Origin of the sequence: Mesorhizobium sp. M0139 (genome assembly GCF_040322455.1) — a bacterium.
Lineage (GTDB): Bacteria > Pseudomonadota > Alphaproteobacteria > Rhizobiales > Rhizobiaceae > Mesorhizobium.
The window spans coordinates 225940-242421 of record NZ_JAMYTN010000008.1 but is presented as its reverse complement, the minus strand read 5'-3'; the positions used below and the strand labels follow the sequence as shown (position 1 = coordinate 242421).

15 protein-coding genes are annotated in these 16482 nt (G+C 62.7%); 12 read left to right on the top strand and 3 right to left on the bottom strand.

Annotated features, from left to right (window positions below; all coding sequences use genetic code 11):
• Positions 1-47 precede the first annotated feature (47 nt).
• From NKJ58_RS16265 to NKJ58_RS16255, 3 genes are read left to right on the top strand one after another with little or no spacing between them, the layout of a single operon-like run.
• Positions 48-587 (top strand): copper chaperone PCu(A)C, encoded by a 540-nt coding sequence (locus NKJ58_RS16265; protein ID WP_352463285.1) that lies wholly within the window; start codon positions 48-50, stop codon positions 585-587.
• A gap of 39 nt (positions 588-626) precedes the next feature.
• Complete coding sequence (locus tag NKJ58_RS16260; RefSeq protein WP_352463284.1) at positions 627-1145, top strand: YcnI family copper-binding membrane protein; 519 nt, start codon at positions 627-629, stop codon at positions 1143-1145.
• Between the two features lie 53 nt (positions 1146-1198).
• The gene (locus tag NKJ58_RS16255; protein WP_023686611.1) at positions 1199-2824 is read left to right on the top strand and encodes a copper resistance CopC/CopD family protein; all 1626 of its coding nucleotides are present in this window, start codon (positions 1199-1201) and stop codon (positions 2822-2824) included.
• Between the two features lie 25 nt (positions 2825-2849).
• Here NKJ58_RS16255 and NKJ58_RS16250 read toward each other — a convergent pair whose 3' ends face one another.
• Positions 2850-3287 (bottom strand): VOC family protein, encoded by a 438-nt coding sequence (locus NKJ58_RS16250; protein WP_352463283.1) that lies wholly within the window; start codon positions 3285-3287, stop codon positions 2850-2852.
• A gap of 206 nt (positions 3288-3493) precedes the next feature.
• Here NKJ58_RS16250 and gnd point away from each other — a divergent pair, with 206 nt between their 5' ends.
• Complete coding sequence (gene gnd / locus NKJ58_RS16245) at positions 3494-4921, top strand: NADP-dependent phosphogluconate dehydrogenase (RefSeq protein WP_352853444.1); 1428 nt, start codon at positions 3494-3496, stop codon at positions 4919-4921.
• A 33-nt stretch (positions 4922-4954) separates the two neighbouring features.
• Here the strand turns inward: gnd and NKJ58_RS16240 are convergent, their stop codons facing one another.
• Positions 4955-5998, bottom strand: coding sequence for a LacI family transcriptional regulator (locus tag NKJ58_RS16240; RefSeq protein WP_023683027.1), 1044 nt, complete (start codon positions 5996-5998; stop codon positions 4955-4957).
• 392 nt (positions 5999-6390) lie between these two features.
• Between NKJ58_RS16240 and NKJ58_RS16235 the strand changes: the two genes are divergently transcribed.
• The 7 genes from NKJ58_RS16235 to mgrA all read left to right on the top strand — a co-directional run bounded on the left by NKJ58_RS16235 (position 6391) and on the right by mgrA (position 13742).
• A complete protein-coding gene (locus NKJ58_RS16235) occupies positions 6391-7629 on the top strand; it encodes an ABC transporter substrate-binding protein (protein WP_023804596.1) in 1239 nt (412 codons plus the stop codon).
• An 81-nt stretch (positions 7630-7710) separates the two neighbouring features.
• Positions 7711-8604 (top strand): carbohydrate ABC transporter permease, encoded by an 894-nt coding sequence (locus tag NKJ58_RS16230; RefSeq protein ID WP_023683029.1) that lies wholly within the window; start codon positions 7711-7713, stop codon positions 8602-8604.
• Positions 8597-9532 (top strand): carbohydrate ABC transporter permease, encoded by a 936-nt coding sequence (locus NKJ58_RS16225; protein WP_023669802.1) that lies wholly within the window; start codon positions 8597-8599, stop codon positions 9530-9532. Before NKJ58_RS16230 ends, NKJ58_RS16225 begins: the two co-directional genes overlap by 8 nt.
• Positions 9533-9537: 5 nt before the next feature.
• Entirely contained in the window at positions 9538-10638 is a 1101-nt protein-coding gene (locus NKJ58_RS16220) for an ABC transporter ATP-binding protein (protein WP_023686606.1), read from the top strand.
• Positions 10639-10737: 99 nt separating this feature from the next.
• Positions 10738-11484, top strand: a complete 747-nt coding sequence (locus NKJ58_RS16215; protein WP_023669800.1) for a sugar phosphate isomerase/epimerase family protein — start codon at positions 10738-10740, stop codon at positions 11482-11484.
• A gap of 11 nt (positions 11485-11495) precedes the next feature.
• Positions 11496-12638, top strand: coding sequence for a Gfo/Idh/MocA family protein (locus tag NKJ58_RS16210; protein WP_023669799.1), 1143 nt, complete (start codon positions 11496-11498; stop codon positions 12636-12638).
• Between the two features lie 57 nt (positions 12639-12695).
• Entirely contained in the window at positions 12696-13742 is a 1047-nt protein-coding gene (gene mgrA / locus NKJ58_RS16205; protein WP_023669798.1) for an L-glyceraldehyde 3-phosphate reductase, read from the top strand.
• Positions 13743-13822: 80 nt separating this feature from the next.
• Here the strand turns inward: mgrA and NKJ58_RS16200 are convergent, their stop codons facing one another.
• Positions 13823-14914 carry a S1 family serine peptidase gene (locus tag NKJ58_RS16200; protein ID WP_023714131.1) on the bottom strand — a complete coding sequence of 364 codons (1092 nt, stop codon included), beginning with the start codon at positions 14912-14914 and terminating at the stop codon, positions 13823-13825.
• Positions 14915-15316: 402 nt separating this feature from the next.
• Between NKJ58_RS16200 and NKJ58_RS16195 the strand changes: the two genes are divergently transcribed.
• Entirely contained in the window at positions 15317-16396 is a 1080-nt protein-coding gene (locus NKJ58_RS16195) for a trypsin-like serine peptidase (protein ID WP_023714130.1), read from the top strand.
• The last annotated feature ends 86 nt before the right edge of the window (positions 16397-16482 follow it).

The following is a 16482-nucleotide window of genomic DNA, read 5'->3' as shown; positions in this document are numbered from 1 at the left end:
GTTCGCAGCCCGACAACGGCGCGACCTTATATTCATGGAGCCTACCCATGTTCCGTTTTCTTCGTGCCGGCGCGTTGCACCGCAGCACCCGTTTATTCAGCACTATCGAGCAGCGTCTCGGCAGCGCCCTGTTCGCCTTTGCACTGTTGTTCGTCGGCTCCCATTCCGTCCTTGCGCATGAATTCAAGGCCGGTGACATCGAGATCGAGCATCCCTGGTCGCGCGCCACGCCGGCCGGCGCCAAGGTTGCCGGCGGCTATTTCACCATCGTCAACAAGGGCAGCGCGCCAGACCGGCTGCTATCGATTTCCTCCGACATTTCGGGCAAGGCCGAACTGCATGAAATGGGGGTGAAGGATGGCGTCATGACCATGCGCCCGGTCAGTGCTGGCCTGGATATCCCGGCGGGCGGCAAGGTCACGCTGGGTCCCGGCGCCTATCACGTGATGTTCATGGATCTGAAGCAGCCCCCTAAAGAAGGCCAGATGTTTGCCGCTACGCTGACTTTCGAGAGGGCCGGAACCGTGACCGTCGAGTTTGCCGTGCAAGCCATAGGCAGCGCGCCACCCCTGGAAGACAACGACTGACCAATTATTGCCAATCAATTTTTTCGAGAGGGACCCATCATGAACAAGCATCATTTGCCGGCCGCTGCATTCCTCGTCCTGGGGACAAGCGCTGCCTTCGGCCATATCACGCTCGAAACCCAGGAAGCGCCGGTCGGTTCGACCTACAAGGCCGTGCTGCGGGTGCCGCATGGCTGCGACGGCAAGGCGACGATTGCCGTGCGCGTGCAGATCCCGGAAGGGGTGATCGGAGTGAAGCCGATGCCCAAGCCCGGCTGGACGCTGCAGGTCAAGAAAGGCAAGTACGAGAAATCCTACCAGCTCTATGGCGAGGCGGTGACCTCGGGCGTCAAGGAAGTCGACTGGAGCGGCGGCAGCCTGCCGGATGAATTTTATGACGAGTTCGTCTTCCGCGGCACGTTGGCCGCCGATCTGCCGGCCGGGCAAAAACTCTATTTTCCGGTGGTGCAGGAATGCGATGGCGCCACCACGCGTTGGATAGAGATTCCGGCGGCTGGTCAGGATGAGGATGCGCTGGAAGATCCGGCGCCCGGCCTCAACCTGCTGCCCAAGAAATGATGCATTGGCGGCGCGCTGCCTCGAAGCGGCGCGCCACTGTTTTGGTGGATGGCATGAACGTGGCCTGTTTTCAGCGGATAGAACGGACAGCCGGCAGGTGCTTCGGCCTGCTGGCCGCGATCCTGCTGCTTGCCGTCCTTGCCACGCCAAACCAGGCCTTTGCCCATGCGGCGCTGATCAAGGCCGAGCCTGCCGACGGCGCGGTTCTGGAGCGAGCGCCGACGCAATTTTCGCTGACCTTCAGCGAGCCTGTGTCGCCGCTGGTGCTGACCTTGGTGCGGCCCGACGGTACGCCTGTCGCTTTGACCTCGTTTCGGTTGAGCGACCAAACGGTTGAGATCGACAATCCACAAAAGCTCGGGCCGGGCACCCATGTCTTGAGCTGGCGGGTGATTTCCGCCGATGGCCATCCGGTCGGCGGCTCGGTGCTGTTTTCCGTTGGCGCGCCAAGTGCGGCGCCGGCGGTGGGGGAAGCTGTCGATATAGATTTGCGGTCAGCGATCTGGACCGGCAAGGTTCTTCTCTACATCGGGCTTTTCCTCGGCATTGGCGGCGCCTTCGCGCTGACATGGCTGGCGCAAGGCCAGCGCTCAGGCCAGCGCTTCGTCATTGCCGCCATCCTGTGCGGGCTGGTCGCAGCACCCCTGTCGCTCGGGTTCCAGGGGCTGGACGCGCTGGGCGCGCCACTCGCCCGGCTGGCGCAACCGGTGGTCTGGCGGACGGCGCTTGGCACCAGCTTCGGCTGGACGGTGCTGATTTCGCTGGCGGCGCTCGGGCTTGGCCTGCTGTCGTTGGTCGGATCGCGTGCTGGCGCCAGGCCGTTGGCGCTCGCCGGGCTGGCCGGTGTGGGTGCAGCCCTTGCCGCCAGCGGCCATGCCAGTGCAGCCGAACCGCAATGGCTGACGCGGCCTATGGTGTTCCTGCATGGCGCCGGCATCGCTTTCTGGGCTGGAGCATTGCTGCCGCTCGGCCTGGCGTTGAGCAGCCAATCGGTGGAAGCCGGGGCGTTCCTGCGGCGGTTTTCGCGCGCGATCATGCCCGTGGTGGTAGTGCTTGCCGCCGCCGGTGTGGTGCTCGCCATCATCCAGGTGCAGACACCGGCGGCACTGGTCAACACCGCCTATGGCCGGCTGCTGCTGATCAAGCTGGCGCTGCTGGTGTTTCTGTTCACGCTGGCGGCGGTCAATCGATGGCGGCTCACCGCCTTGGCCGAGGCCGGAGCGACGGAAGTGCGGCGACGGCTTAGCCGCTCGATCTCAGTCGAAATGCTGATCGTGCTCCTGATCTTCGGCGTTGCCGCCGGCTGGCGCTTCACGCCGCCGCCACGGGCCCTGGCAATCGCCGCGGCACAACCGACGTCGACCCATATCCACACTATGAAGGCGATGGCCGACATCGACATCACGCCCGGCCATACCGGGGAGGTCACCGCCTCCATCGTCATCATGGATGGCGATTTCGGCCCGCTCGACGCCAAGGAAGTGACGCTGGTGCTGTCCAAGCCCGATTCGGGGATCGAGCCGATCAAGCGTCCGGCGACCAAGCCAGGCGACGGCACCTGGCGCGTCGATAATCTCGTCATTCCGATTCCAGGCCGCTGGACGGCGCGGCTCGATATTCTGGTTTCGGATTTCGAAGTGGTAAAGATCGAAGCGCCGATCGATATCCGCGCCGAGTGATATTCAGCCCGCCTGCGAAGGGCGCTCAGCCGAGTTCCTGGGCTAACCCGATGAGATGCCCTTCCGGCCCGCGGATGTAGCAGAGCCGATACACCTCCTGGTAACGGACGACTTCACCGGCCAGCTGCGCGCCACGCTTGCGGAGCCTTTCCAGCGTGTCGTCGATGTCGTCCACGGTAAACATGACGCGCAGGTAGCCCAGGGCGTTGACCGGGGCGTTGCGGTGATCGGCGACGACAGTCGGCGTGAGGAAGCGGGAGAGCTCGAGCCGGCTATAGCCATCCGGTGAGCGCATCATGGCAATCTCGACGTGCTGATCGCCGAGCCCGGTGACACGTCCGGCCCACTCGCCTTCGATCGTCGCCCGCCCTTCCAGTTCGAGGCCGAGCTCGCAAAAGAAAGCAATCGTCTCGTCGAGGTCATCGACGACGATTCCGACATTGTCCATCCGTTTGACTGCCATATGTCCAACCTAACGTCATATGTTCGATCGGCAAGGCGTCGCCTGGTCACCAACTGACCCTTCCTGACTCGGTCTGACACAACGCAGACGCAACACAATTCGGCGAGGCGGTTGACGTGGCGCGAAAGGCCCGTCAATCATCTCGCCGAAAAATGGGCATCCCGAAAAACGCGGCCTCAACAAAATCCGAAAGCAGGGAAGAAACGATGGAAAAAGCCGAAATCGGCCTGATCGGCCTTGGCACAATGGGCTCCAACCTCGCGCTCAACATTGCCGAGCACGGGCACCGCATCGCCGTCTTCAACCGCACCAGGGCGCGCACCGATGCCTTCCTCGAAGGCGCCGGTTCGCTCAGGGACATGGTGGTGCCCTGCTACAGCCTGGAGGAACTGGCAGCTGCGATCAAGCCGCCGCGCCCGGTCATCATCATGGTGCTGGCCGGCAAGCCGGTCGACGAACAGATCGAAGCGCTGCGCGGCGTGTTGTCTGACAACGATATCGTCATCGATGCCGGCAACGCCAATTTCCGCGATACGATGCGGCGCTTTTCGGAACTGTCGGGCTCGGGTCTCACCTTCATCGGCATGGGCGTATCGGGCGGCGAGGAAGGCGCGCGCCATGGACCGTCGATCATGGTCGGCGGCACCGAAGACTCCTGGAAGCGCGTCGAACGCGTGCTGACCGCGATCTCGGCTAAGTTCAAGGATGAACCGTGCGCTGCCTGGCTTGGCACAGACGGCGCCGGGCATTTCGTGAAAACCATCCACAACGGCATCGAATATGCCGACATGCAGATGATCGCCGAGATCTACGGCATCCTGCGTGACGGTCTCGGCATGGGGCCGAAGGAGATCGGCAAGGTCTTCGAGGACTGGAACAAGGGCCGGCTCGATTCGTATCTGATCGAGATCACCGCCAAGGTGCTGGCCGCCGACGATGCAAAGACCGGCAAGCCGGTGGTCGACATCATCCTCGACCGTGCCGGCCAGAAGGGCACCGGCAAATGGTCTGTCATCGAGGCGCAGCAGCTCGGCATTCCGGCGACGGCCATCGAGGCGGCGGTGGCGGCCCGCGTGCTGTCCTCGATCAAGGATGAGCGGCAGGCGGCCGAAAAAGCCTATGGCAATATCGGCGTCACCAAGATCTCCGGCGACAAGGCGGCACTTCTGAAAGACCTGGAGCTGGCGCTGCTCGCCGGCAAGATCGCCGCCTATGCACAAGGTTTCGCGGTGATGAGCGCCGCCTCGAAGGAGTTCAACTGGAACTTGCCGATGCCGACCATCGCCAAGATCTGGCGTGCCGGCTGTATCATCCGCTCGCAGATGCTCGACACCATGGCGGAAGCCTTCGGCTCGGGCGGCGCGTCCACCAACCTTTTGATGGCGCCGGCTTTCACCACCATGATGCAGGAGGCGCATCCGTCGCTCCGGCGCATCGTCGCAAGAGCGTCGGAGGCCGGTTCGCCCGTGCCGGCGCTGGCGTCGGCGCTTGCCTATTTCGACAGCTACCGCCAGGGCCGCGGCACCTCGAACCTGATCCAGGCGCAGCGCGATTTCTTCGGCGCGCATGGTTTCGAGCGCATCGGCGAGCAGGGGGCTTTCCATGGCCCATGGGGCAGCGGCGCTGCCGCCTAGGGTCAGGTGAGGCGGCCTCTCAGGTCGTGCCAGTCAGCCCTGATACGCGACGACGTCGCCTGGCTTGACCACAGTCTGCAAAGAGCCAGGTGCCGCGCCGCCTATCCAGCCCAGCACGGCGCGGGCAAGCTCGGTGCCGGCGAGGCGGAAGTCTTCGTTGACGATCAGCAACTCCCGGCGGAACAGATGCAGCAGTTCCGACGATTGCTTGGACACGACATCGACGTCGCGGCCGAGTTTCAGGCCGGCATCCTCGATGCCGGCGACGATGGCCAGCGTTGCTGCGGCGGCGCTGCTGACGAAACCGTCCGGCCTGACGTCGCGGCGCATCAACTGCGCGGTCCGCGTCCTGATCTGATCGATCGACTGGTCGATCGAAACAGCGTTGAACGGCACTTCGCTGGCGTCGACCTCGCTCAGTGCGTCGGCAAAGCCATTGACCGTGTGGTCGTAATAGGTGAGCCCGACCGGCGGCGCTACCAGCGCCAGCCGGCGCCGGCCGACGCTGGCCAGATGGCGCACCGCTTCGGCGGCGAAGGCGTAATTGTCGAAGTCGTGATAGGGGTGGACAAGCCCCATATCGGTGCGGCCATGCGTGGCAAAGGGTATGCCACGCTCCAGCATGTAGCGGGCGCGCGGATCGTTGGGCTGCGTGCGTGAGATGATGACGCCATCGGCCGAGCCGGACTCGACCAGATACTTTACCGGGTCCAGCGGATCCTGCGAGCGCGAGTAGGGCGTGACGATCAGGTGATAGGGTGTGTCGGCAATGACCTCCGAGACGCCGTAGATGATGTCCGAGACAAAGCTCATGATCTCGCGCTCGGTATTGAGCACGAGGCTGATAACATTGGTCTTGCCAGTCCGCAGGCGCACGCCGGCGCGGTTCGGCCGGTAGCCGATCTGCCTGGCGACGAGTTGAACCCGCCGCCTGGTCTCGGCGCCGATCTCGGGTGCATCCTTGAGCGCGCGCGAGACGGTGGTGACGCCGAGCCCGGTCATGAAGGCAAGCGTTTTCAGCGTCGGCCGCTCATGCGCCGACGCCTCGTCGTCCTTCTCCGTCTGGTCCCTGTCCATTCGTCCCGCCCCGTCAGGCGCATAGCAGCCGCCGGACCAGCCGACAATCGCTTCGATGACGATGTGGCACGGTTCTTCGCCGTCAGGCCTCAATATACTGAAACGTTACAGATTTCCAACATCGCAGCGCGTGGGTCTCTCAAGCCATGGGTTTGGCAGGGTTTTGGCGGCCAGAAACGTTGCGCGACAATCAGGTTCGAGACGGTTTTCTTGCGCTGCAGCATGATTTTGCAGCGCAGCACCCGGTTTTGCGCGGAGTTTGCCGGTTTGCACGCAACGAATTTGTTCGCGCCTCGAAAAAACATTCGAGCGCGTTTATCTCAGGGGTTGCACGCACCGCATAATTGCCGTATCGAAAATCTGTAACGTTTCAGATTCTGGGAGGAACCGAAATGCGCTATAGACTTTTGACCGCTGCCCTTGCCGCGACGGCCGCGCTTCAGCTTGCCGACCCGGCGGCCGCCACCGACCTGGAAGTGACCCATTGGTGGACGTCGGGCGGCGAGGCGGCGGCGGTTGCGGAATTCGCCAAGGCCTTCGACGCGACCGGCAATCACTGGGTCGACGGCGCCATTGCCGGATCCGGCGGCACGGCACGGCCGATCATGATCAGCCGCATCACCGGCGGCGATCCGATGGGCGCCACCCAGTTCAATCACGGCCGGCAGGCCGAAGAACTGGTGCAGGCCGGCCTGATGCGCGACCTCACCGATGTCGCCACCAAGGGCAAGTGGACGGAAATCGTGCGGCCGAAGAGCCTGCTCGACAGTTGCACCATAGACGGCAAGATCTACTGCGTGCCGGTCAATATCCACTCCTGGCAGTGGTTGTGGCTGTCGAACGAAGCCTTCGAGAAGGCCGGCGTGCCGCTGCCGAAGGACTGGAATGAATTCGTGGCGGCAGCGCCCGCCCTGGAAAAGGCGGGCATCATCCCGCTCGCTGTCGGCGGACAGGCCTGGCAATCTTCCGGCGCCTTCGATGTGCTGCTGGCGGCGGTCGGCGGCACCGATGCATTCCTCAAGGTCTACAAGGACAAGGACGCCAAGTTCGCCGCTGGGCCCGAGATCGCCAAGGTCTTCAAGGCCGCCGACGATGCCCGCAAGATGGCGAAGAACACCAATGTGCAGGACTGGAACCAGGCGACCAATCTGGTCATCACCGGCAAGGCCGGCGGCCAGATCATGGGTGACTGGGCGCAAGGCGAGTTCCAGGTTGCCGGCAAGGTCGCCGGCAAGGACTATGCCTGCCTGCCGGGCCTCGGTCTGAACGAAGTTATCGCCACCGGCGGCGACGCCTTCTATTTCCCGCTGCTCAAGGATGCCGACAAGTCCAAGGCGCAGGAGGTGTTGGCAGAGACGCTGCTCGACCCTAAGACTCAGGTCGCCTTCAATCTCAAGAAGGGCTCGCTGCCGGTGCGCGGTGACGTCGATCTCAATGCGGCGAACGACTGCATGAAGAAGGGTCTGGCCATCCTCGCCAAGGGCGCCGTCATCCCGTGGACGGACCAACTGCTTTCGCAGGATACCCAGAAGCAGAAGGAAGATCTCTTCGCCGAATTCTTCGCCAAGCCGGACCTGACCATCGAAGACGCGCAGAAGCGCTTCGCCGACCTCATCGCTTCGGCAGACTGACGTTGGAGGCAATACACCTCGCTCCCGGCCTTGCGAAAGCAGGGCCGGGATCGCACCGCCCTTACCCAGCCGGCTGACGAGATGAGCAAGAGCGAACGCCCCAACCCGCTGTTCCGCAACATCAATGCGAAGGTCGCCTCGATCCCGATGATCCTCACCGCGTCGGTGGTTTTCGTCGGCGGCACCGTCTGGACGGTGTTCTATTCCTTTACCAATTCGAAGCTGCTGCCACGGCTGAATTTCGCCGGGCTCGATCAGTATTACCGGCTGTGGGCGACGCCGCGCTGGCTGATCTCGATCGAGAACCTTTTGATCTACGGCGCGATCTCGCTCGTGTTCTCACTGGTCATCGGCTTCCTGCTTGCAGCGCTTCTCGACCAGAAGATCCGTTTCGAGGACACGTTCCGCACCATCTTCCTCTATCCGTTCGCGCTTTCCTTCATCGTCACCGGCCTGGTCTGGCAGTGGCTGCTCAATCCGGATTTCGGCATCCAGCATGTGGTGCGGGACCTCGGCTGGACGAGCTTCAACTTCGACCCGCTCTACAATTCCAGCATCGTCATCTACGGCATTTCGATTGCGGCGCTGTGGCAAGGCACCGGGCTCATCATGTGCCTGATGCTGGCCGGCCTGCGCGGCATCGACGAGGACATCTGGAAGGCAGCGCGGGTAGACGGGATCCCGATGTGGAAGACCTATCTGTTCATCGTCATCCCGATGATGCGGCCGGTTTTCATCACCACGCTGGTCATCATCGCGTCGGGCATCGTCAAGGTCTACGACCTCGTTGTCGCCCAGACCAGCGGCGGCCCCGGAATCGCCTCCGAAGTGCCGGCCAAATATGTCTATGACTACATGTTCTTCGCACAGAATCTTGGCCAGGGCTTTGCCGCCTCGACCATGATGCTGCTCTCGGTGGTGATCGTCGTCGTGCCGTGGGCCTACCTTGAATTTGGAGGCAGGAAGCGTGGCTGACCCGGCCGTCCCTTTGCCCGCCAGCGCGGGTGCCGCCGAGCGCGAAGCCTCCGGGCCGCGCGGGCCGAAGCCGCGGCATGTCTTCTCGCGCCGCAATATCTTCCTCTATGGCACGCTGATCGTGGTGGCGGTCTACTATCTGCTGCCGCTCTACGTGATGGTGGTCACCTCGCTTAAGGGCATGCCCGAGATACGGATGGGCAATATCTTCTCGCCGCCGCTCGAAATCACGTTCGAACCGTGGGTGAAGGCGTGGGCGACGGCCTGCACCGGCCTCAATTGCGACGGGCTTTCGCGGGGCTTCTGGAATTCGGTGCGCATCACTGTGCCGTCAGTGCTGCTGTCGATCGCGATCGCCTCGGTGAACGGCTATGCGCTGGCCAACTGGCGCTTCAAGGGCGCCGACACATTCTTCGTCATCCTGATCGTCGGCGCCTTCATCCCTTATCAGGTGATGATCTATCCGATCGTCATCATCCTGCGCGAGATCGGCCTCTACGGCAGCCTCAGCGGCCTGGTGATCGTCCATTCCATATTCGGCATGCCGATCCTCACGCTTTTGTTCCGCAACTATTTTGCCTCGATGCCGGAAGAGCTGTTCAGGGCGGCACGGGTCGACGGCGCCGGCTTCTGGGGCATCTTCCTGCGGATCATGGCGCCGATGTCGCTGCCGATCTTCGTCGTCGCCATCATCCTGCAGGTGACCGGCATCTGGAACGACTTCCTGTTCGGCGTCGTCTACACCCGCCCCGACACCTATCCGATGACGGTGCAGCTCAACAACATCGTCAATTCGGTGCAAGGCGTGAAGGAGTACAACGTCAACATGGCCGCCACCATCCTGACCGGCCTTGTGCCACTTATCGTATACTTCATTTCCGGCAAGCTTTTCGTGCGCGGCATCGCCGCCGGTGCGGTGAAAGGGTGATGGCGATGACGGCAGCCAACGGCACCAGCGTTTCGATCCAGGACCTGTCCCTAAATTTCGGCTCTGTATCGGTGCTGCAGACCCTCAATCTCGAGGTCGCAGAGGGCGAGTTCATCGTGCTGCTCGGTCCCTCGGGCTGCGGCAAGTCGACCTTGCTCAACTGCATCGCCGGGCTGCTCGATATTTCCGAAGGCCGCATCTTCATCAAGGGCAAGAACGTCACCTGGGAGGAGCCCAAGGATCGCGGCATCGGCATGGTGTTCCAGTCCTATGCGCTTTATCCGCAAATGACGGTGGAGAAGAACCTGTCGTTCGGCCTGCGCGTTGCCGGCGTGCCCAGGGATGAGATCGCCAAGCGCATCGCACGCGCCGCCGAGATCCTGCAGATCGAGCCGCTTTTGCAGCGCAAGCCCGCGGCCTTGTCCGGCGGCCAACGCCAGCGCGTGGCGATCGGGCGGGCGCTGGTGCGCGACGTCGATGTCTTCCTGTTCGACGAGCCACTATCCAATCTCGACGCCAAGCTGCGCTCGGAACTGCGCGTCGAAATCAAGCTTCTGCATCGCAAGCTGCAGAACACCATGATCTACGTCACCCACGACCAGATCGAGGCGATGACGCTGGCCGACCGTATCGCGGTCATGCGCGGCGGCGTCATCCAGCAGCTCGACGCGCCGCAGACGATCTACAACCGGCCGGTCAACCGTTTTGTCGCGGGCTTCCTCGGCTCGCCGGCGATGAATTTCCTCGAAGGGGAGCTGGAAGCCGGTGCTGCTCCGGCGTTCAGGACCGACGGTGTTTCGGTGCCGCTCGACCGCTATACCTTTGACGGCACGGAGCGCCCGGCCGGCGCTTGCGTGCTGGGCATCCGGCCTGAACACATCGCTTTCGGTGACGCTGCAAAGTCGATGCCGTTTTCCGCCGGCGGTTCGGTCGAGATCGTTGAGCCGATGGGTTCCGACACGCTGGTGTGGACCAAGCTTGCCGGCCGCAACTTCTCCTTCCGCGTCGAAGCGGAACGGACGCTGCGCAGCGGCGATCCGATCCAGTTCGGTTTCGATCCGGCGCGCGCCTCGCTGTTCGACGCTGCGACCGGCAATCGCCTGTGACCCTCTAGAATCATCCGCAAACCATCCTCCCAAGAACGACCGAAACGATCCCCCGAAAACATCCCCAAGCCTTAACCACCCAAGAAACGGACAGAGACGATGAACTGGTCATTCCAACTCTACAGCGCCCGCAATTTCCAGCCGTGGGACGGCATCCTGAAAATGCTCGGCAAGCTCGGCTACAAGGAAGTCGAAGGTTTCGGCGGCGTCTATGACGACCCCACGGCGTTCCGCGCCGAACTCGACAAGAACGGGCTTTCGATGCCGACCGGACATTTCTCGATCGATGCGCTGGAGAATGATTTCGACGGGGTACGCAAAACAGCCGACGCACTCGGCATCACGCTCGTCATCTGTCCCTATCTGCTGGCCGAGCAGCGGCCGGCCGACGCTGCCGGCTGGCGCGGCTTTGGCGAGCGTCTGGCCAAGGTCGGCGAGACCGCAAAAAAAGCCGGCTACGGCTTTGCCTGGCACAACCATGATTTCGAGTTCAAGACACTCGCCGACGGCTCGGTGCCGCAGGATCACATCCTGTCGGCTGCGCCCGACATCGGCTGGGAGATGGACGTCGCCTGGGTAGTCCGCGGTGGCGTTGATCCGCTGCCGTGGATCGAAAAGCACGGCAAGCGCATCAGCGCCGTCCATGTCAAGGACATGGCCAAGTCAGGCGAAGGCCTTGACGAGGACGGCTGGGCGGATGTCGGCCACGGCACCATCGACTGGGCCGGCCTGATCAAGACACTTCGGGCGAAGAGCGCGGCCAAATATTACGTCATGGAACAGGACAACCCCAACGATATCGAGCGCTTCGCCAGCCGCTCGCTCGCATCCGTCAAGGCTTACTAGGAACAATCATCATGGCAAAGAAACTGGGTATCGGCGTCATCGGCTGCGGCAACATCTCGAAAGCGTATTTCTCGCTGGCGCCGCTGTTTCGCGGCATTGAGATGCGCGCCTGCGCCGACATCAACATGGACGCGGCCAAGGCACGGGCGAAGGAGTTCAAGCTGCGCGCCGAGACCGTCGAAGAACTGCTCAAGGATGACGAGATCGACATCGTCGTCAACCTCACCATCCCGGCGGTGCACTACGGGGTGTCGAAGCAGATCCTCGATGCCGGCAAGCACGTCTATTCGGAAAAGCCGTTCGTGCTGTCGGTCAAGGAAGGCCTCGACCTCAAGAGCCGGGCCGAGAAGAAAGGGCTGCGCATCGGTTCGGCTCCGGACACTTTCCTCGGCGGCGCGCACCAGCTGGTGCGCAACCTCATCGACACCGGCGCGCTCGGCAAGATCACCAGCGGCACCTGTCATGTGATGGGCCACGGCATGGAGCACTGGCACCCCAATCCCGATTTCTTCTTCCAGCCGGGCGCCGGGCCGGTGCTCGACATCGGGCCCTACTACATCACCAACCTGATCCAGCTGATCGGGCCGGTGAAGCAGGTGGCGGCCTTCGCGACGACGCCTGCCAAGGAACGCACGATCTCGTCGAAACCGCGCGCGGGCGAAAAAATCCCGGTGAACACGCCGACGACGATCCACGGCCTGCTGGAGTTCGAGAACGGCGCCGTGATCACGCTCAACACCAGCTGGGACGTCTGGGCGCATGGTCACGCGCCGATGGAACTCTATGGCGAGACGGGCACGGTGTTCGTGCCGGATCCGAATTTCTTCGGTGGCGACGTGCGCATAACCAAGGCGGCAAAACCGGTGAAGAAACTGCCGAAATGGCAGCATCCGTTCGGCGTGCCCAACGAAATGCACGGCCAGGGCATGATGGCCAACTACCGCACCGCAGGCCTTGCCGACATGGCGCTGGCGATCGCCGAGGGCCGGCCGCATCGTTGCTCGATGGAGCTCGCGCTGCATGCCGTCGATGTCATGACCGGCCTGTTGCGGTCGGGCGAGACCGGCAAGTTCGTCGCCATGCAGACCAGCTGCGAGCGGCCGGCTGCACTCGGCGTCAAGGACGCAAAAGGACTGTTGGCGAAGCAGAAATGAGGTAGAAGGGTGGCGGCGCGCTCGCGCCGACACCCATACAATCCAGGATCTGTACCCATGCGCTGGCAGCCGGCTGAACACCGCTATGAGAAAATGCTCTACAACAGATGTGGGCGATCCGGCCTGAAACTGCCGGCGATCTCGCTCGGCCTGTGGCACAATTTCGGCAACGACACGCCGCACAACACCAAGCAGGCGATCGCGCGCAAGGCCTTCGATCTCGGCATCACCCATTTCGATCTCGCCAACAATTACGGCCCGCCGCCCGGCTCGGCCGAGATCGCCTTCGGCGAGATATTGCGCACCGACTTCGCCGGCTATCGGGACGAGCTGATCATCTCGACCAAGGCGGGCTATGAGATGTGGGCAGGGCCTTATGGCGAATGGGGCAGCCGCAAATATGTGCTGGCGAGCCTCGACCAGAGCCTGAAGCGGATGGGGCTCGACTATGTCGACATCTTCTATTCGCACCGCTTCGATCCGGATACGCCGCTTGAGGAAACGATGGGCGCTCTCGACCATGCGGTGCGTTCCGGCAAGGCGCTCTATGCCGGCATCTCGTCCTACAATTCGCAGCGCACGCGCGAGGCCGCCGACATATTGAAGCAGCTCGGTACGCCCTGCATCATCCATCAGCCGAGCTATTCGATGCTCAACCGCTGGGTCGAAGAGGACGGACTGCTCGATACGCTGGAAGGGCTCGGTGTCGGATCGATCGTGTTCTCGCCGCTGGCGCAAGGCATGCTGACCGACAAATATCTCGGCGGCATCCCCGAGGGTAGCCGCGCCAGCCAAGGCAAGTCGCTGCGGCCCGCCTTCATCAACGAAAAGACCATCGCTAACATCCAGGCGCTGAACGCGATCGCCGGCAAGCGTGGCCAGACGCTGGCGCAGATGGCGCTGGCCTGGGTGCTGCGCAAGGGCCGGGTGACCTCGGCGCTGATCGGCGCCAGCCGGCCCGAACAGGTCGAGGACTGCGTCGGCGCGCTCAAGGTGCTCGAGTTCAGCGATGCCGAGCTCGCCGAAATCGACACTTACGCACGCGAGTCCGACATCAATCTGTGGGCGGCGTCGGCCGAGCGCAAGGGACCGCCACGGAAGTAAGCGGAACAGCCGGCACCGGACATGAATCAAAACGGCGGGAAAGATCCCGCCGTTTTGCGTTAATCAAGCTTCGGGCTCGTTCAGGGCTTCTTGGCCGTGCCGAGACCGGCCTTGGGGGCCGCCGCGGCTGCCGGAGCCGGGGTCTTCATCTTGGCTTCGATCCAACCGGTATAGTTGGCCAATCGCGTGTAGATGCCATAGGCATTCTTGTGGCCGCAAGCGGCGGTGCCGTCGGACGGACCTTCGCCCCAGGAGACGACGCCGACCTGGACCGGACCGCTGGCGCCGGTCATGAACAGCGGACCGCCGCTGTCGCCGTTGCAGGCGTCGCGTTCGCCGCTGTCGGTGCCGGCGCAGATCATGTTCTTGGTCAGCGGATCCGACATATCGGCGGCGATCGCATTGGCGGCGGCATCGATGCCCTTTTCCGAATAACGCATCCGGTGGGAGAGATCTCCAAGTGCCGCCTTCAGGTCATGCGCATAGATCGACTTGATGCCGCTGTTGCAGGCAGCGCTCGGCTCGAGATCGAGATCGGCCACCATCAGCGCGGTCGGGAAGGTGCCGTCCTGCATCTTGCCCCAGCCGATGACCGTGGTCTTGCCGCTGTCTGGCGTCGGCTCATTGGTGATCTTGATGACCGGCGCATCGGCGGGCTCCGCCAGCCGGAGCAGGCCGAGATCATTGTCCAGCGTCTGTTCGCTGTAGCCCTCGTTGACGATAACCTCGACCACCTTGTAGCGCTTGCCTTCGGTAAGATCGGTGGCGCCGGTCAGCACGGTCACCGTATCGGGCGAAATCGGTCGGCCCTTGTCGTTGAGGCAGTGCGCCGCCGTCAGCACCCATTGCGGCGCGATCAGGCTGCCGCCGCAGAATTGCGCGTTTGGCTGCGAGGCCGGGCTGGGATCCAGCCGGGCGCTGGTCAGCAGCGCCACCTGGAACGGATAGGCCCCTTTGTCGGCTTCCTTGCCGCCATAGACGCGGTCGGCGCCGTCGGGGTTCTCGGCCTTGGCCTTGTCCCGGGCTTCGGCAACGCGCTGCATCGGCGAGACCGCCGCTTCCGGCCTGACGGCGTCGTCGGCTGCATAGAGCGCGTTGACGGCGGGGAAAGCGGCCGCGATGCCGAGCAGCGATGCAGCGGCAAGCGGCCTGAACCGATGGATAATGTTCACCTTGAAACCCTCCTGAGATGAAAATTGCCGAGCCATGCCGCCATGACGCATAACCAACAGAAGCGGTAGCGGTACCTCGATCGCCTTCTGCCAGAACGAACGACATCCGCGCGGTCATAAAACCGAAATACCACTTTTGCTAATCGTGCCCCATCGGGCAGAGCCCACCCAAACCCTATAGCCCCCCACGGGCTACGTGGAAGCGATTTGTCATTGCCAATGTTGGATTATTTTAGGCAGTATATCGACGCGGGTGCGTTTGGCGGAGGGCTTTAACGAGGCCGCCCGGACCGATGATCCGATACGGGCGGGTAACCAAACTAATTTTTTAACTCCACCACGATCTCGACAATATTTCTGTATTTTGCTCCACTCCTTGCTGACTTTTGGGAGAGTCTCACCATGACGAAACTGACAAGCACTATCATTGCGTCCGCACTGCTATCCACCGCACTGTGGACGATGCCTGCCTTCGCCGCCGATCCCGGCTCAGCGAATGCCGGCAATGGCGAAAGCATGCGCGATCTCGGAACGGGCGACTACCAGCCCGGCCGTGCAAAGCCGATCGCTCCGCCGAAACTGACCGAAGATGAAGCCAGCCGGGCAGCGCCGCTGACCGACGAGGGCACGGCGGTCAAATCCTATGGCATCGTCGGACGTTCCGCCGATGGCAAGGACATCAAGATCGATGCAGGCGAGACGCTGAAGGACCTTGTCATCAAGGAATTGAACGCGCCCGCTAACGCACCAGCGGCCAACAAGACCGGATTGACGGGCGGCGACGAAGCCGGCCGCCAGGTGTTCGGGGCCGACGATCGCGAGCAGATCAAGAACACCAAGACCTACCCGTTCACCGCGATCGGCTATATCGAAGGCAAAGCCAAGAGCGGTTATGGCAGCTGCTCGGGAACCCTGATCGGTCCGCGCACGGTGCTCACCGCCGCGCATTGCCTCTACAGCAATGAAGACAAGGCTTGGCTCGACGACGTCATCTTCGTGCCGTCGCTCAACGGCAACACCGCCGACGATGCACCGTTTGGCGCTTTCAGCTACGAGAGCGTCTATATCCTGCAGGGCTTCATCGACAATTATCAGGGTTACTACGGCTCGGTCATTCCGTGGGACCTCGGCATCATCACGCTGAAGCAGGATGTCGGCACCAATCTCGGCTGGCTGGGTTATGCCAACTATGAGAACCTCGGCGATTTCACCGCCAACATCGTTGGCTACCCCGGCGACAAGCCGATGGGTACGATGTGGAAGGCGACCTGCGAAGTGAAAGCCGAAAACATCGGCGCGGAGTATTTCCAGTACGACTGCGACACCTATCCGGGGTCGAGCGGCAGCTCGGTCTACGCCTATGACAATGGCGCCAAGCAGCGCGTCGTCACCGGTGTGAACGTGGCCGAAAGCCCCAACGCCAACACTGCGGTGCGCCTGAACGCTGCCAACGTGGCGTGGATCAACAGCCTGTACAAATAAGGCCCGATCTTTCGCCGGCAAACAGCGGCGAGAACCAGCATTAGCAAACCGGCGGCGGGACGTTCCTGCCGCCGGTTTTTTGTATC

Coding starts and splice junctions, on each gene's coding strand:
- NKJ58_RS16265 (WP_352463285.1), top strand. CDS start 48: ATGTTCCGTTTTCTTCGTGCCGGCGCGTTGCACCGCAGCACCCGTTTA.
- NKJ58_RS16260 (WP_352463284.1), top strand. CDS start 627: ATGAACAAGCATCATTTGCCGGCCGCTGCATTCCTCGTCCTGGGGACA.
- NKJ58_RS16255 (WP_023686611.1), top strand. CDS start 1,199: ATGAACGTGGCCTGTTTTCAGCGGATAGAACGGACAGCCGGCAGGTGC.
- NKJ58_RS16250 (WP_352463283.1), bottom strand. CDS start 3,287: ATGGCAGTCAAACGGATGGACAATGTCGGAATCGTCGTCGATGACCTC.
- gnd (WP_352853444.1), top strand. CDS start 3,494: ATGGAAAAAGCCGAAATCGGCCTGATCGGCCTTGGCACAATGGGCTCC.
- NKJ58_RS16240 (WP_023683027.1), bottom strand. CDS start 5,998: ATGGACAGGGACCAGACGGAGAAGGACGACGAGGCGTCGGCGCATGAG.
- NKJ58_RS16235 (WP_023804596.1), top strand. CDS start 6,391: ATGCGCTATAGACTTTTGACCGCTGCCCTTGCCGCGACGGCCGCGCTT.
- NKJ58_RS16230 (WP_023683029.1), top strand. CDS start 7,711: ATGAGCAAGAGCGAACGCCCCAACCCGCTGTTCCGCAACATCAATGCG.
- NKJ58_RS16220 (WP_023686606.1), top strand. CDS start 9,538: ATGACGGCAGCCAACGGCACCAGCGTTTCGATCCAGGACCTGTCCCTA.
- NKJ58_RS16215 (WP_023669800.1), top strand. CDS start 10,738: ATGAACTGGTCATTCCAACTCTACAGCGCCCGCAATTTCCAGCCGTGG.
- NKJ58_RS16210 (WP_023669799.1), top strand. CDS start 11,496: ATGGCAAAGAAACTGGGTATCGGCGTCATCGGCTGCGGCAACATCTCG.
- mgrA (WP_023669798.1), top strand. CDS start 12,696: ATGCGCTGGCAGCCGGCTGAACACCGCTATGAGAAAATGCTCTACAAC.
- NKJ58_RS16195 (WP_023714130.1), top strand. CDS start 15,317: ATGACGAAACTGACAAGCACTATCATTGCGTCCGCACTGCTATCCACC.